The organism is Olsenella porci (assembly GCF_009695875.1).
GTDB lineage: Bacteria > Actinomycetota > Coriobacteriia > Coriobacteriales > Atopobiaceae > Olsenella_H > Olsenella_H porci.
This window is the reverse complement of sequence record NZ_VUNC01000002.1, coordinates 329,637-343,698: the sequence shown is the minus strand read 5'-3', so window position 1 is coordinate 343,698 and position 14,062 is coordinate 329,637. Positions and strand designations below refer to the sequence as shown.

Sequence of the window (14,062 nt, the reverse complement as noted above, 5' to 3'; positions counted from 1 at the left end):
AAAGAACTCATACGCAAGTCAACTAGCAAAAATCCACCCAATCGCATGGGGACGGCCCCGTGCGGCAAGAGAACACCAACCGAAGGGATGTGCCACCTATGTCTACCGATGAGAAGGTCTACGTCAGCAACGCGACGAACGTCCTCAAGAAGGTCATGGTCTGCTCGCCCAAGTACTACACCTTCAACGGCATCAACGTGATCACCTCGGAGTGGATGCGCAAGGGCGACACCGAGAAGAACGACGTCATGGTCCGCGAGTGGGAGGCGCTCGTCCAGGCGTACCGCGACAACGGGATCGAGGTCGTTGAGGTCGAGGCAAAGCCCGAGTTCCAGGTCATGACCTTTGCCCGCGACTATGGCGCGATGGTCCGCGAGGGTGCCATCATGGGCCACTTCCGCCATCCCGTCCGCCAGGTGGAGGCCGTGGCGTACGAGCAGAAGCTCAAGGAGATGGGCGTCCCCATCATCGCGCGTTGCAACGCCGGCTGTTTTGAGGGCGGCGACTTCTGGATGGTCGACGAGCACACGCTCGCGTTTGGCATGGTCGACCGCACGGACGAGGCGGGCGTCGCAAACCTCAGGGACCAGCTCCAGAAGTACGGCTACACCGTCGTGGGCGTCCCCTGCCCGCCCTACAACCTGCACCTGGACATGGTCTTCAACATCGTCGCCCCGCAGGTCGCGCTCGCCTGTCTGGACGAGCTCCCGTACAACTTCATCCAGATGCTCAAGCGCCGCAACTTCGAGATCATCCCCGTCGCCTCCGAGGACATGTACAAGCACGGCTGCAACGTGGAGTGCATCGGTGACGGCAAGGTAGTCGCCATCGAGAAGAACAAGCACATCAACGACAAGATGCGTGCCCTGGGTCTCGAGGTCATCGACGTGCCCTTTGACCAGATCCTGCACGCCGGCGGTGGCCCGCACTGCCTGACGCAGCCCATCGAGCGCCCGTAAGAAGGCGCGACGCGGGAACTGCAACGAAACGCGAAAGTGGCTATCTGGGGCGACGGCACTCTGCTGGGCCGCCGCCCCTCTTCTGCAAGAGGGGAGCAATAGCACCATGAAGGTACTCATCTGCGACTATCCGGAGAGCATGATGCCCGACCACTCCCTCGAGGTCGAGACACTGAGGATGGGTTTGGGAGATGACCTTAAGGTTGTCGTCCACCCATATGATGACAGCGAGAGGGGGGAGTTCCTGGAGCTTCTCTCCGATGCCGATGCCCTTCTTACGGCGTTTGTCCCGATGGACGAGGAGGCGTTTGCGCACGCGCCAAACCTCAAGGTCGTCGCGATCAACGCGACTGGCTACGACAACGTTGACCTGGAGGCGGCGACCCGACACGGGGTGGGGGTGTGCCCGGTGGGGGAGTACTGCACCTGGGACGTCTCGGAGAGCGCCATCGCCTACATGTTCGCACTCAACAAGCACCTCAGGTTCTACACGAGGCAGATCGAGGACGAGCACGTGTGGGACTTTGCCGCTGCCCCTGAGTATCCCAGGATGCAGGACCAGACGCTGGGAATCGTCGGCTTTGGCAAGATCGGGAAGTGCACCGCGAGGAAGGCGTCCGGCCTGGTGAAGAGGGTCATCGCATACGACCCCTACGTCGCGGACGAGGAGTTCGAGCGCCTGGGCGTGGAGCGCGTGACCGACCGGGACGAGCTGTTCGCGAGTGCCGACATCATCGTGAGCCACATGTGCCTGACGGACAGCAACCGGTTCTTCTTCAACGCCGAAGCGTTCTCGAAGATGCGGAGGTCACCCATCCTCATCAACCTCGGAAGGGGGCTTGCGGTGGACGAGGGAGCACTCGTCAAGGCACTCGACGACGGCACCATCCGGGCATTTGGCGCCGACGTCCTCTACGACGAGACGCCGGACCTGGCGAATCACCCGCTGGTTGGGAGGGACAACGTCATCATCACCCCTCACTCGGCGTTTTACTCCACCGCGTCGATGCGCGACGTGCAGGTGATTCCGTGCCAGAACATCGTCCACTTTATCAATGGCGAGAGGGACCAGCTGTTCAAGCTTGTAAACGACGTTCCCGTCGGCATGGGGGCGTGAGAGCTGGCGTAGTTTGCGACTCGACAACCAATCGCACGAGAGGTGCCCGGGGGCAAGGGGTTCGACCTTGCCTCCGGGCTTGCTCTTGTGTGGGAAGGGTTTGGTCAACGTTAGCCCTTCGGGTGTCTTTCCGCTGGCGAACGGTCACCCTTCACCTCCCTTGCAATGCCATCTCTTTCTGGAAGCTCGAGCGGGCAGCTTCCAGCTGATGACATCTAGGTACTTGAGACACAAAACAACACCAATGGGAGAATGGTTTCTGCCGGGCGTCGAGCAGGGACCATTTTTGTCCGGGGTATGAGCGACCCTGAACGGGAGTATTAAGCGCTTCGTCGCAGTCTCTCGTCCCAAAGGGGTGGGCAAGGTGTCGCCAGTAGAGAAAGTCAAGGGCCTCTCAAAACAGGCCCGATCGATTTGGGGGAAGTCTGACTACGGGATTGGTGAGAGGTGGCTTCCGCTCTACGTCCACATGGCCGACTCTGCCTCTGTCATCTCGCACCTCTGGGACGAGTGGCTTTCCGAGTGCCTGAGGAAGGCAATTTCTCGGCCCCTGGATGGGGACCAGGGTCTTGCGAGACGCGTCTGCATCTTCCTTGGAAGCGCCCATGATATCGGCAAGGCGACCCCCATCTTCCAGGCGAAGGGCATTCGTCCTCACTTCGGCGCCAGCGGCGGGGGTCTTGTCTGGATGGTGGAGCACGCAGGTCTGCCCGTGCGGCATGATCTTGGGAGCAGAAGCAAGCCGACGCACCCCGTCGCGGGGGAGTACCTCCTCACCAAGGCACTCCAAGACTATGGATGGGAGAGGAGCGTTGCTCTCTCCTATGCCGATGTCGTTGGTGCCCACCACGGGAACTTCCAGGGTATCGTCGGCTTTGACATGGACCCCAGCAATATGGTTGCAATCGGTAGCGCGGACGATTGCGTGGACGACTGGCCCAAGGTTCAAGAGGAGCTGATTCGTTTCTGTCTCGCAATCTCGGGGCTAACCGACTCGGATCTGCAGAAGCTATCCTCCGTCCCGCTTCCTGCGGCGACGGCGTGCCTGGTTACGGGCCTCGTCACCATGTGCGACTGGATTGCGAGCGACGAGGACTTCTATCCCCTCGTCCAGCTCATGGATGCGGGGGAGAGGCGCATCGACTTTGATGACCGCGAGTCCACCGGCTGGCATCGCGTCTCCCTCACCCCCGCCTGGAGGGAGCCGATGCCGAAGGTGAAGCCATTCGACGAGTTCTTCTCCAAGCGCTTCTCGCTTCCGGCCGGCGCATCTCCCCGTCCAATTCAGAGTGCTGCAATGCATATCGCGTTGGAGACGAAGGAGCCCGGCCTGATTATCATCGAAGCTCCGATGGGAGAGGGGAAGACGGAGGGTGCCCTTGCTGCCGCGGAGGTCCTTGCCGTCCGTACCGGCGCAGCGGGCGTCTGCATTGCGCTTCCCACCATGGCGACGACGGATGCGATGTTCGCGAGGGTCGAGTACTGGCTCGAGCGTCTTCCGCAAGACCCAGGGATCCCCGAGAAGAGCATCTACCTCGCTCACGGAAAGGCTCAGCTCAACGAGAAGTTCCAAGGCATCGTCCATGCGAGCGGGGAGGATGGCTTCAATTCCGTGGCGTCTGCCGAGCGGTTGGGGAAGGCCACTGGCCTCTCCATGCAAGAGCACGTCGTCGCGTCAGACTGGATGTTCGGCCGCAAGAAAGGTATGCTCTCGAACTTCGTGGTCTGCACCGTTGACCAGGTCCTGATGGCGGCGCTTGACATGAGACACCTGCCACTCAGGCAGCTTTCCGTCGCGGGCAAGGTCGTGATCATCGACGAGTGCCATGCCTACGACCTCTACATGCGTCAGTACCTCTTCAGGGTCCTCCAGTGGCTCGGCTACTGGCATACGCCCGTCATTCTCCTCTCCGCGACGCTCCCGAGTGACCTTCGCAGGCAGATGACCGACTGGTACCTGTGCGGTTGGAAGGCGTCGGAGAGCCTTACAAACCCAAACGCTTCCGATTCGTCGAAAAGAAGGTTCGTCCCGGCGTACCTGTCTGGGTCTAGGAAGAAGTCCACTGGCGCTCCGCCTCCGACGCAGCAAGGTGTTGCGTCGCTCATTCCCGAGGCGAGATTGGATGCCTATCCCCTGATCACCTATACCGATGGCACAGCGTCGAAGACGCTTGAGACCGAGGCGTCCGGTCGTTGCGTGGACGTTGCGCTCTCGCTCATCGACGACGAACTGGACACGCTGGCGTCGCTTCTCTCCGAGAGGCTCTCCGGAGGCGGTTGCGCTGGGGTCATCTGCGATACGGTCTCGAGGGCGCAGGAGGTTGCGAAGGCGCTTTCAAACTCGTTCGGGAGGGACGTCGTCTCGCTCGACCACTCCAGGTTCATGGACCTGGACAGGATGGAGAACGAAAAGGAGCTGAGGTCTCGGCTTGGGCGAGATGCGACTCGGGAGAACGGCAGACGACCCGTGCTGTCCATCGTCGTCGGCACGCAGGTGCTCGAACAGTCGCTCGACATCGATTTCGACGTGCTGGTGACCGATGTCGCCCCCATTGACCTGCTGTTGCAGAGGTTGGGAAGGATGCACAGGCACCAAAGGGGGGAGGGGGAGTCGAGCCGTCCCGAGAAGCTCCGCTCGGCAGAGTGCTTCATTCGTGGCATCGAGGAGTGGGAGGATGGCGTCCCCAGCGTCTCCAAGAGCATCACGTTTGTATACCAGAAAGCTTCGACTCTGGAATCGCTCGCAGTTCTCGGACTCGTCGATGCCGGTTCGAGGATGGAAGTCTCCCTTCCCAACGATATCCCCCGCCTCGTGAGGACCGCCTACTCTCGCAATATCTCGGCATATATCCCCGAGCGTTGGCGTGAGGAGTACCAGAAGGGCTGTGCGGCGAGGGAGTCCAAGGAGGTGGAAAAGACGAATAGGGCGAAGACATACCTCCTCTCTGACGTTAAGGAGCTCGTTCGCGATCAGTCTCGTCTGTCATCCCTTGCTTCCCACAACCAGGTGAGAGGGGACGAGGATCGTGGCCAGCGTGCCGTTCGAGACACGCAGGAGTCTATCGAGGTCCTTCTCGTGAGGGAGTGCGACGGAGGGGGAATCTCGCTCCTGCCCTGGGTGTCGTATTCGGGGGTAGAAGCTGGGGAGGAGATCCCAACGTACGAGGAGCCTCGCCCGGCATTGGCGCGACTCATTGCCCAGTGCGCCGTCAGGCTTCCCCTCTCGGTATGTCCTGTCTCCCTCGAGGACAAGTGCATCGGGGAACTCGAGGAGAAGTGCGGGAGATACGTTTACGCCTGGCAGGACTCCCCGTGGCTTGCTGGGAGGCTCCTTCTTCCCATGAGGGAGATGGATGATGGGTCGTTCGAGGCGACCGTTCTTGGAAATGAGCTTCGATACACCCGTCGCGATGGGCTATCGACCGTTCGTAGAATACCAACCCTTTCACAACCTAATTGAAATAGAATCAAACCAAGAGAAAGGAGGTTGGTATTCCCCCGTTCCTGGTTCTGAGGAATTGATTCCGGGGGGTGACCCATAGGTGGTCAACGGGTTCGTGTGTTCCCCGCATTTGCGGGGGTTGGTTACGTCGAACGTTAATCGGGAGGGAGGAAGAATGGACGAGACGGACGCGAGGGTGGCGTTCAGCATCGCAACTGACCCATGGATACCAGTCATCTACCTAGATGGGAGCAGGGGCGAGCTCTCGATGGTCGATGTTTTCGACAGGGCTGCCAGCATTCGAAGAATCCAGGGTGATGTCCCGATGCAGGAGCTCCCCATAGTGCGGCTGCTGCTGGCGATTCTGTATCGAGCGAACTCGCCTTCGGCCGCGGATGGGGGCGTGCTGGGCAAGAAGGATGTTCTCGATCTCTGGCACAGTCTCTGGATTGCGGGCAAGTTCGACATGGATGACATCAGGAGGTACCTGGATTACTTCAGTGATCGCTTCTACCTGGACGATCCCTCGCACCCCTTCTACCAGGTTCCTGATCTTGAGTATGTGGGGAAGGAACCGGACGGTGTTGACGAGCTGGTGGCGGACGTCCCGAAGCCGGAGAAGTTCCTTTTCTCGATGAGGGCGAGAGGGACGATTTCTAGCCTCTCGCTTGCAGAGGGAGTCCGCTGGCTCATTTTCCAGCAGAGTTACGCTCCTGCTGGAATCAAGACACCGGTGGTGGGTAACAGCCACGTCAAGAGCGGGAAGGTGTATGCGCCCAAGGGTTCGGTCGGAACGGGGCTGTTGGGTGCCGAGGGAGGGGTTTTCCTGGAAGGGGAGAACCTCTTCCAGACCCTGATGCTCAACTGGGTACTCTTCGACGAGAAGCGGAAGAACGGTCACCTCATCTGTGGGAATGCCGCAGGCATTCCCTCGTGGGAGGCGGACGAGACTACGCCGGACCTCGTTCCCGCGACAACTGGCAATCCCAATGACCCCGTGAGTGCGTATACGTGGCAGAGCAGAAGGATGAGGCTCGTCTTTGACGAGACCGGGCAGCGCGTGGTTGGGGTGGTCAGCTGCTACGGGGACATCCCCTCAATCGTCAATGGCGCCGATGCCGAACCGATGACCGCCTGGAGGAAGAGCGAGGCCCAGCAGAAGAAGCTTGGCCTTCCCTCCGCCCCTCTAATGCCGAGGGCTCACGATTCCGAGCGTGCAATTTGGCGTGGCCTCTCCGCAGTCGTTTCCAAGGAGGAGGGGAGCGAGGATTGTCGCCCGGGCGTGGTGCGTTGGGCGGAGCTTCTTCAGGAGGAGGAAATCCTGCCGAGGGAGACCCTCCCCTACGTTGCCATCCACGCCCAGGGGATGAGCTACGGAACGCAGTCGAGCGTGTTCGAGGACGGGGTCGATGACATCCTGGACGTCAGCAGTGCCCTCCTGTGCCATGATTCGCGAGCGTGCTCGGGTTCCTTGAAGGTGATAGCGCAGGCCGACGAGGCAGTGGAGCTGCTCGTCAGGTTCGTTCGAAACGTTCAGAGGGCCTCGGGAGACAAGAGCGCGAAGGACAGGGCTAGGGTCAAGTCGTCCTACGTTCGGGCGCAGGCCTTCGGTGAGATCGACCACCTCTGCAGGGACAGGATTGCGCACTTCCCGGGCGACGGCGACACCGTCATCGACGAGTACTGCATCGAATGGCGTGCGGAGATCCGAAGTACGCTGCTCGCGCTCGAGGGTGAATACCTCCGCGAATGCGCGCCGTCCCTCTTCGCCGAGCGCTACGAGAAGCCCGAGGACAAGAAGTCGGACAGGGGGATGACCGTGGGCAAGGCAGACGCGATCTTCAGGGCGTCCCTTAACAAGGCCCTGAGCCCCCTGTACAAGGAGAAGGACTCCTCCAAGACGGTTGGGTCAGCGACTTTGAGTGAGGGGATGTGATGGGGATGCAAAGCATCAGCGTTGCCTCCAGAGAGGTTGGCCGGTGCGTCAACGCTAAGGTCGGGAGGCTCCAGAGCGCCTATCTCCAGGGGTTGGCACCCGCGAGGGCAACGATGGCCCGCCTGAGGAAGTTGGACGCCCCCGGCGGGGGATCTTGGATGGTCGTCGGTGAGGAGGTGTTCTCCGACCTCCCCGACCTTGGGATGGGGAGGTCGGTGGAGGACAAGGCCCTTCTCAGCATTAGGGCCTCCCTCAAGCTCTATTCGATTCACCAGCAGTCCAAGGACCATCCGATGGCGGTCTTCCCTAAAACGGGAGGGGAGCACTCGGGGCGCTTTGGCAGGGCATGCCGCCTCATCACGCTTGGCAATCAAAATGAGGATGGGGCTCCGGGGGTCAGGAGGCGCCTGGCGAGCGTCGAAGCCGCGTCGGGGGACTTCCGTGGCGTGGAGACCTGCGTGCGTGCGCTCGTGAGGCAGATGAGGGCGAAGGACGTCCAGCTCGACTACGGTGCGCTCGCCCGGGACCTGTTCCTCCTGCAGTTCGAGTCTGCTCGCGAGGGGGTCTTCCTCAACTGGGCGAGGGACTACTACGCACCCGTCAAGTCAGCGACCTCGGAGGATGGGGCCGCAAGCGTCCGCCAGTAACGAGAGTGGAGGTAATCATGTATCTTGACATCAACGTTTTGCAGGTTGTCCCGCCCAGCAACATCAACAGGGACGATACTGGATCTCCGAAGACGGCGGTCTATGGCGGGTACCAGCGCGCTCGGGTGTCGAGCCAGGCGTGGAAGCACGCGATGAGGGAGAACTTCTCCCACTTCGTGGATGCGGAGAACCTCGGGTACAGGACTAAGCACGCGGTGGGTCTGATTGGGGAGAGCATCAAGGCACAGCGCCCCGACCTCTCCGACTCTGCCGAGAGGCTGGCGATGGGCGTCCTTTCCACCACGGGCGTGAAGGTGGGGGAGTCGAAGCGCGCAGGTTCCGACAAGGGCTCGCAAGTCTCGCAGTACCTCATCTTCATCGGGAGGCGAGAGATAGACAAGCTCGCTCGCATCGCTATCGACGCCCATGAAGCTGGGGAAGACCTCTCGAAGCCGTCGAAGGACCTCAAGAAGAAGGTCTCCTCCGCCTTCCACGGGCAGCAGGCCCTCGACATCGCCCTCTTCGGTCGCATGCTCGCCGACGCCCCCGACCTCAACACGGACGCATCCGCCCAGGTGGCTCATGCAATCTCGGTGAACAAGGTGTCGCAGGAGTACGACTACTTCACGGCGGTGGACGACTGCGTCTCGTCTGACAATGCCGGAGCCGCGATGCTGGACACGCTGGGTTACAACTCGTCCACGCTGTATCGCTACGCGACGGTCAACGTGGCGTCACTGCGCGAGCAGCTTGGCGACGATGCTGCCACGGCGGAGGGTGCACGTGCGTTCGTCCGTGCGTTCGTGGAGTCCATGCCCACGGGGAAGCAGAACACCTTCGCGAACAGGACGCTTCCGTCCGCAGTGCTCGTCGCTCTGAGGGAGGAGCAGCCCATCAATGGCGTCGGTGCCTTCGAGAGCCCCGTCGCTCCGAAGGAGGGGGAGTCCATCTCGTCCCAGGCGGAGGGTCTGCTTGCTAAGCAGCTCAACAGGATGGCGGACATGTACGGGCAGCGTCCCGCAAAGGCATGGTGGTGCGCCGTCGATGGCGGTGACGAGGCGCTCGAGGAGTTTGGGCAGCAGGTTGACTGTCCCCAGCTCTACGATGCGGTCAAGGAAGCGGTTCTCGGTCTCCTCTCCGAGGGTGAGGAGGCATGAGCGTCCTGCTCCTGAGGTTCTCGGGTCCGCTCCAGTCGTGGGGCGACTCCTCCCGCTTCGTTCGCAGGGACACCCGCCAGGAGCCAACCAAGAGCGGAGTGGTTGGCATGCTCGCATCGGCACTCGGCCGCTCCCGCGAGGACGACTTGAGCGACCTGGTAGCCCTCGAGTTCGGTGTCCGCGTCGACCAGTCCGGGAGCGTCTTGTGCGACTTCCAGACGGAGCGTCCCTCAGACGGCGGAAAGGCGATGCCCCTCTCGTACCGCTATTACCTCTCCGATGCAAAGTTCCTTGTGGCCCTCGGTGGTGACGAGGCCCTGCTGGAGGAGTTGGAGCGAGCTATCAGTGCCCCGGTGTGGCCCCTGTTCCTGGGGAGGCGCTCGTGCCCTCCCGACGAGCCGGTCTGCCTCGGGCTGTCAGAGGACTACTCGGGCGTGCGAGACGCGCTCCGCCGCCACCCCTGGATTGCGGCGGACTGGTATCGGGAGCGCTCGGGACGCGTCGAGCTGGAGGCCCTCTGCGATGCGGGGGAGGGGGAGGCTGGGTTCGAGCAGCCGGATCTCCCCGTCAGCTTTGGGTACGCGTGCCGCAGGTATGCGAGCAGGCGCATCGTTAGGTTCAGGGTGCCCATCGACTCGCTGCCGGGTGCGGAACCTGCGATAGCCGCCTCCCCGCAGGCAAGCGGAGCCATCCTTCCCGGCGGGCACGATCCCATGGGATTCTTCTAACGGAGAGGAGGACGGAGTGTATATCTCTCGACTTCCACTTAACGTGGAGAGGCGTGGCGCGCTCAGGCTCGTGAGCTCCCCATACCGCATGCACGCAGCCGTCGAGGCGTCGTTTCCTCCTTGTGCCACAAGGGAGTGCGAGGAGGGGCGGATCCTCTGGCGCATCGACCAGTCCCCGAGGAGCGAGGAGGGCGTATGGCTGTACGTCGTGAGCCCGGAGAGACCGGACTTCTCCCACATCGTCGAGCAGTGCGGATGGCCGACAAACCCTGGCTGGGAGACGAAGGACTACGGTCCTCTCCTCGATCGGGTTGGTGACGGGCAGGTCTGGCGGTTCCGCCTCAAGGCGAACCCCGCCCGAAAGGTGAAGGCTGACCTTGGCAGGAGGTCAAAGAACCCAAAGGTAATCGGAAAGGTGCAGGGTCACGTCACCGTCGAGCAACAGCTCAAGTGGCTAGAGGACAGGTCGGGAAGCCACGGCTTCTCCCTGGTCGTGGACAAGGATGGATTCGTCCAAGTCAGCGTCTCGCAACGGCGCACGGAGCGCTCGAGGCGAGAGGGAAGTGACGTAACGATCTGCACGGCGGTCTACGACGGGGTTCTGCGGGTTGAGGACGCCGACGCCTTCAGGCATGCCCTGGGGTTCGGAATCGGGAGGGCGAAGGGGTTCGGCTGCGGCCTCCTGACCATCATGCCCACCCGCTAGGGCAGAACAACAGAAGTCTCTTCAAAGGAGAGGGGCAACCATGTCCGATTCAAATGGGTCTGCTAGGGGCGCATCGAGTCGGAGGGGAGCCCCTCCCCCTGACATTTCGGAGCTGGTGCGGGTGGAGGACAGGATATCGTTCCTGTACTTTGAGCATTGCAAGGTCAACCGCTCCGACAACGCAATCACGGTCACGGACGAGGAGGGAACAATTTACGTCCCGTCCGCAAGGCTGAGCGTGCTCATGCTCGGACCTGGGGCGACGGTCACCCATGATGCCATGACCGTAATAGGCGAGAGCGGTGCCTCCGTGATCTGGGTGGGGGAGAGGGGCGTGCGCATGTACGCGTTCGGCAGTCCGCTCACCCACTCAAGCGCGCTGCTGCAGCGACAGGCCAAGCTTGTCTCCAACACCAGGTCGAGGCTCGCCGTGGCGCGCAGGATGTATGCGATGAGGTTCCCCGGCGAGGACGTGAGCGGCCTCACCATGCAGCAACTGCGTGGCCGCGAGGGGGCTCGCATCCGCAAGGTTTACAAGGAGTGCTCGGAGAAGACGGGCGTCTTCTGGGACAAGAGGACGTACAACCCGGACGACTTTGACGAGGGGACCGAGATCAACCAGGCTCTTTCTGCGGCGCATGCCTGTATGTACGGCCTCGCGCATGCGGCAATTGTTGCGATGGGATGCTCCCCGGGTCTCGGGTTCGTGCACACGGGCCACGAGCGCTCCTTTGTGTATGACGTTGCCGACCTGTACAAGGCTGAGATCTCCATCCCGGTGGCATTCGAGACCGTGGCGGAGTTCCCCGTGGACGTTGGTGCGGAGACCAGGAGAAAGATGAGGGACGCGGTCTACAGCCTCGAGATCATGCCGAGGATGGTAGGTGACATCAAGTCGCTTCTCCTTGAGACGGAGGATGCAGAGTGCGTGGATCCATCCATCGATCACGTCGGGCTCTGGGACGAGAAGGTTGGAGAGGTTCCGGCAGGTAAGTCATATAGAGAGGGCTGAGGGGAAGAGGGGAGGTGACCGGCAATGGTGGTCATCGTGCTCACCGCCTGCCCTACTGGGCTGCGCGGCGACCTGACGCGCTGGCTGATGGAGATATCCCCCGGGGTGTTCGTAGGTGACGTCTCGGCTAGGGTGAGGGAGGCCCTCTGGGACCGCGTGCTCGCGCTCATCAAGACCGGGCGGGCGACGATGGCGTACTCGTATCCAAACGAGCAGCACCTTGCCTTCAAGGTGTGGCAACCGGACTGGGAGCCGATCGACTGCGAGGGGATAGAGCTTGTGAGACGCCCGAGGGGTACCGAGGATGCGACGATATTCGGCTCTCCTCCCAAGGGGTGGAGCCGCGCATCGAAGTATCGGCAGGCAAGAAAGTTCGGAAACTAGTTTTGAGGCGAACCTTGAAAACCGAATGACTTTCGTTGAAATGGGATATGATTCTGCTGGTCGTTAAGTGTGCTCCCCGCATACGCGGGGATGATCCCCATACCAGCCGCCTCGCGCGCGAGTATATATGGTGCTCCCCGCATACGCGGGGATGATCCTCCCGCCCGAAAAGCGCGTGAGGTGGGCCACCAGTGCTCCCCGCATACGCGGGGATGATCCCGGACGGAACTCGTAGTAGCCCTCCTCGACCTCGTGCTCCCCGCATACGCGGGGATGATCCCGTTGTGCATGGCCCTCGCGTGGGTGCTCTCGAGTGCTCCCCGCATACGCGGGGATGATCCCAGCCGCAACGGCGGCACATGTGAGGTATGGGAGTGCTCCCCGCATACGCGGGGATGATCCCCCATACGGCAACCTGCGACGCCATGCTGCTGAGTGCTCCCCGCATACGCGGGGATGATCCCTCCTCGCCCTGGATCTCGAGGTTGACGTAGAGGTGCTCCCCGCATACGCGGGGATGATCCCTGTCGTGCTGCTCACAGGTGCTGCAATGCGTGGTGCTCCCCGCATACGCGGGGATGATCCCCGCCAGACGGGCAAGTGCCTCGACCTCAAGGGGTGCTCCCCGCATACGCGGGGATGATCCCTCCGACCATTGCCAATGGCGTAACCACGTGGGGTGCTCCCCGCATACGCGGGGATGATCCCTGCGCAAGGTTAGTTGCTGCCGTCTCCGCGTCGTGCTCCCCGCATACGCGGGGATGATCCCGCAGAGCGGAATCGTGATTCTCACGAAGCCCGGTGCTCCCCGCATACGCGGGGATGATCCCGCACTCTCATCGGCGGCGCGCGGGCTGGCACGGTGCTCCCCGCATACGCGGGGATGATCCCGGATGGTGCCGCAGGTTCGTGGACGAGGTTCAGTGCTCCCCGCATACGCGGGGATGATCCCTACATATCCCAGCACCTGGGAGTCTCGCGGCAGTGCTCCCCGCATACGCGGGGATGATCCCCGTTTCAACGCGCCTTAACGCATGTCAGGTAAGTGCTCCCCGCATACGCGGGGATGATCCCAGGCGCGATTCGCGGAACGCGGGGCGAGACAGGTGCTCCCCGCATACGCGGGGATGATCCCGTCCGCCGTCCCTCCATGCGCAAGTCCCCAGTGTGCTCCCCGCATACGCGGGGATGATCCTGGGCCATTCGCGGATTCGGCAAATTCCACGTCGTGCTCCCCGCATACGCGGGGATGATCCCGAGTTCGTGAGCGTTGCCGAGAACCTCGTCAAGTGCTCCCCGCATACGCGGGGATGATCCCAGGGTGTCGTCGCGCTCGCCCTCCACGATCTCGTGCTCCCCGCATACGCGGGGATGATCCCGTTCCCCCGCTCACGTCCGCATACTTGCCAGTGTGCTCCCCGCATACGCGGGGATGATCCCGAGCGAGAGGACCGGCAGGCACTTTTGGCTCCGTGCTCCCCGCATACGCGGGGATGATCCCGGCGCACGGCCTGCCGCCCACCGTGGCCTGCCGTGCTCCCCGCATACGCGGGGATGATCCCTGGTCTTTTGCAGCGACTGATTCTTGTAATCGGTGCTCCCCGCATACGCGGGGATGATCCCGGCAGCGCGAACGCCTCCAAGGGCAACGTCAGGTGCTCCCCGCATACGCGGGGATGATCCCGTCCAGCATCTCGACGCGATGAAAGTCGCAACGTGCTCCCCGCATACGCGGGGATGATCCCTCCGCCGAGGTGGTAATCGGCGGGGAGATATAGTGCTCCCCGCATACGCGGGGATGATCCCAACGTCCCTTCCTTGAAAATGCCGCTTGCCCAGTGCTCCCCGCATACGCGGGGATGATCCCGCCCTCTCGCCGGAGACCACGGTCTTTGAGCCGTGCTCCCCGCATACGCGGGGATGATCCTCGACGATGAGGATACCTGGGGTGAAGGGACAAGTGCTCCCCGCATA

10 protein-coding genes and 1 CRISPR repeat array (1 of these 11 running past the window's edge) are annotated in these 14,062 nt (G+C 62.2%); all 10 genes read left to right on the top strand.

Annotated features, from left to right (window positions below; translation table 11 throughout):
- The first annotated feature begins 98 nt into the window (after nucleotides 1-98).
- The 10 genes from FYJ68_RS04135 (at nucleotide 99) to cas2e (ending at nucleotide 12,088) form a co-directional block, all read left to right on the top strand.
- Nucleotides 99-959, top strand: a complete 861-nt coding sequence (locus FYJ68_RS04135; RefSeq protein WP_154434235.1) for a dimethylarginine dimethylaminohydrolase family protein — start codon at nucleotides 99-101, stop codon at nucleotides 957-959.
- A gap of 106 nt (nucleotides 960-1,065) precedes the next feature.
- Entirely contained in the window at nucleotides 1,066-2,076 is a 1,011-nt protein-coding gene (locus FYJ68_RS04130; protein WP_154434233.1) for an NAD(P)-dependent oxidoreductase, read from the top strand.
- A 364-nt stretch (nucleotides 2,077-2,440) separates the two neighbouring features.
- Nucleotides 2,441-5,536, top strand: a complete 3,096-nt coding sequence (gene cas3, locus FYJ68_RS04125; protein ID WP_326832219.1) for a CRISPR-associated helicase Cas3' — start codon at nucleotides 2,441-2,443, stop codon at nucleotides 5,534-5,536.
- A gap of 157 nt (nucleotides 5,537-5,693) precedes the next feature.
- The gene (gene casA, locus FYJ68_RS04120; RefSeq protein WP_154434229.1) at nucleotides 5,694-7,454 is read left to right on the top strand and encodes a type I-E CRISPR-associated protein Cse1/CasA; all 1,761 of its coding nucleotides are present in this window, start codon (nucleotides 5,694-5,696) and stop codon (nucleotides 7,452-7,454) included.
- Entirely contained in the window at nucleotides 7,454-8,101 is a 648-nt protein-coding gene (casB, locus tag FYJ68_RS04115; protein ID WP_154434227.1) for a type I-E CRISPR-associated protein Cse2/CasB, read from the top strand. Before casA ends, casB begins: the two co-directional genes overlap by 1 nt.
- A 17-nt stretch (nucleotides 8,102-8,118) precedes the next feature.
- Nucleotides 8,119-9,258, top strand: coding sequence for a type I-E CRISPR-associated protein Cas7/Cse4/CasC (cas7e, locus tag FYJ68_RS04110; protein ID WP_154434225.1), 1,140 nt, complete (start codon nucleotides 8,119-8,121; stop codon nucleotides 9,256-9,258).
- The gene (cas5e, locus tag FYJ68_RS04105) at nucleotides 9,255-9,986 is read left to right on the top strand and encodes a type I-E CRISPR-associated protein Cas5/CasD (RefSeq protein WP_154434223.1); all 732 of its coding nucleotides are present in this window, start codon (nucleotides 9,255-9,257) and stop codon (nucleotides 9,984-9,986) included. Before cas7e ends, cas5e begins: the two co-directional genes overlap by 4 nt.
- Nucleotides 9,987-10,002: 16 nt before the next feature.
- Entirely contained in the window at nucleotides 10,003-10,692 is a 690-nt protein-coding gene (cas6e, locus tag FYJ68_RS04100) for a type I-E CRISPR-associated protein Cas6/Cse3/CasE (protein WP_326832218.1), read from the top strand.
- Between the two features lie 40 nt (nucleotides 10,693-10,732).
- Complete coding sequence (cas1e, locus tag FYJ68_RS04095) at nucleotides 10,733-11,704, top strand: type I-E CRISPR-associated endonuclease Cas1e (protein WP_154434221.1); 972 nt, start codon at nucleotides 10,733-10,735, stop codon at nucleotides 11,702-11,704.
- A 24-nt stretch (nucleotides 11,705-11,728) separates the two neighbouring features.
- Nucleotides 11,729-12,088, top strand: a complete 360-nt coding sequence (cas2e, locus tag FYJ68_RS04090; protein ID WP_154434219.1) for a type I-E CRISPR-associated endoribonuclease Cas2e — start codon at nucleotides 11,729-11,731, stop codon at nucleotides 12,086-12,088.
- A 69-nt stretch (nucleotides 12,089-12,157) separates the two neighbouring features.
- A CRISPR array of direct repeats spans nucleotides 12,158-14,062; the repeat unit is 29 nt; unit sequence GTGCTCCCCGCATACGCGGGGATGATCCC (it continues 808 nt past the right edge of the window).

Coding starts and splice junctions, on each gene's coding strand:
- FYJ68_RS04130 (WP_154434233.1), top strand. CDS start 1,066: ATGAAGGTACTCATCTGCGACTATCCGGAGAGCATGATGCCCGACCAC.
- casB (WP_154434227.1), top strand. CDS start 7,454: ATGGGGATGCAAAGCATCAGCGTTGCCTCCAGAGAGGTTGGCCGGTGC.
- cas5e (WP_154434223.1), top strand. CDS start 9,255: ATGAGCGTCCTGCTCCTGAGGTTCTCGGGTCCGCTCCAGTCGTGGGGC.
- cas7e (WP_154434225.1), top strand. CDS start 8,119: ATGTATCTTGACATCAACGTTTTGCAGGTTGTCCCGCCCAGCAACATC.
- cas2e (WP_154434219.1), top strand. CDS start 11,729: ATGGTGGTCATCGTGCTCACCGCCTGCCCTACTGGGCTGCGCGGCGAC.
- cas1e (WP_154434221.1), top strand. CDS start 10,733: ATGTCCGATTCAAATGGGTCTGCTAGGGGCGCATCGAGTCGGAGGGGA.
- FYJ68_RS04135 (WP_154434235.1), top strand. CDS start 99: ATGTCTACCGATGAGAAGGTCTACGTCAGCAACGCGACGAACGTCCTC.
- casA (WP_154434229.1), top strand. CDS start 5,694: ATGGACGAGACGGACGCGAGGGTGGCGTTCAGCATCGCAACTGACCCA.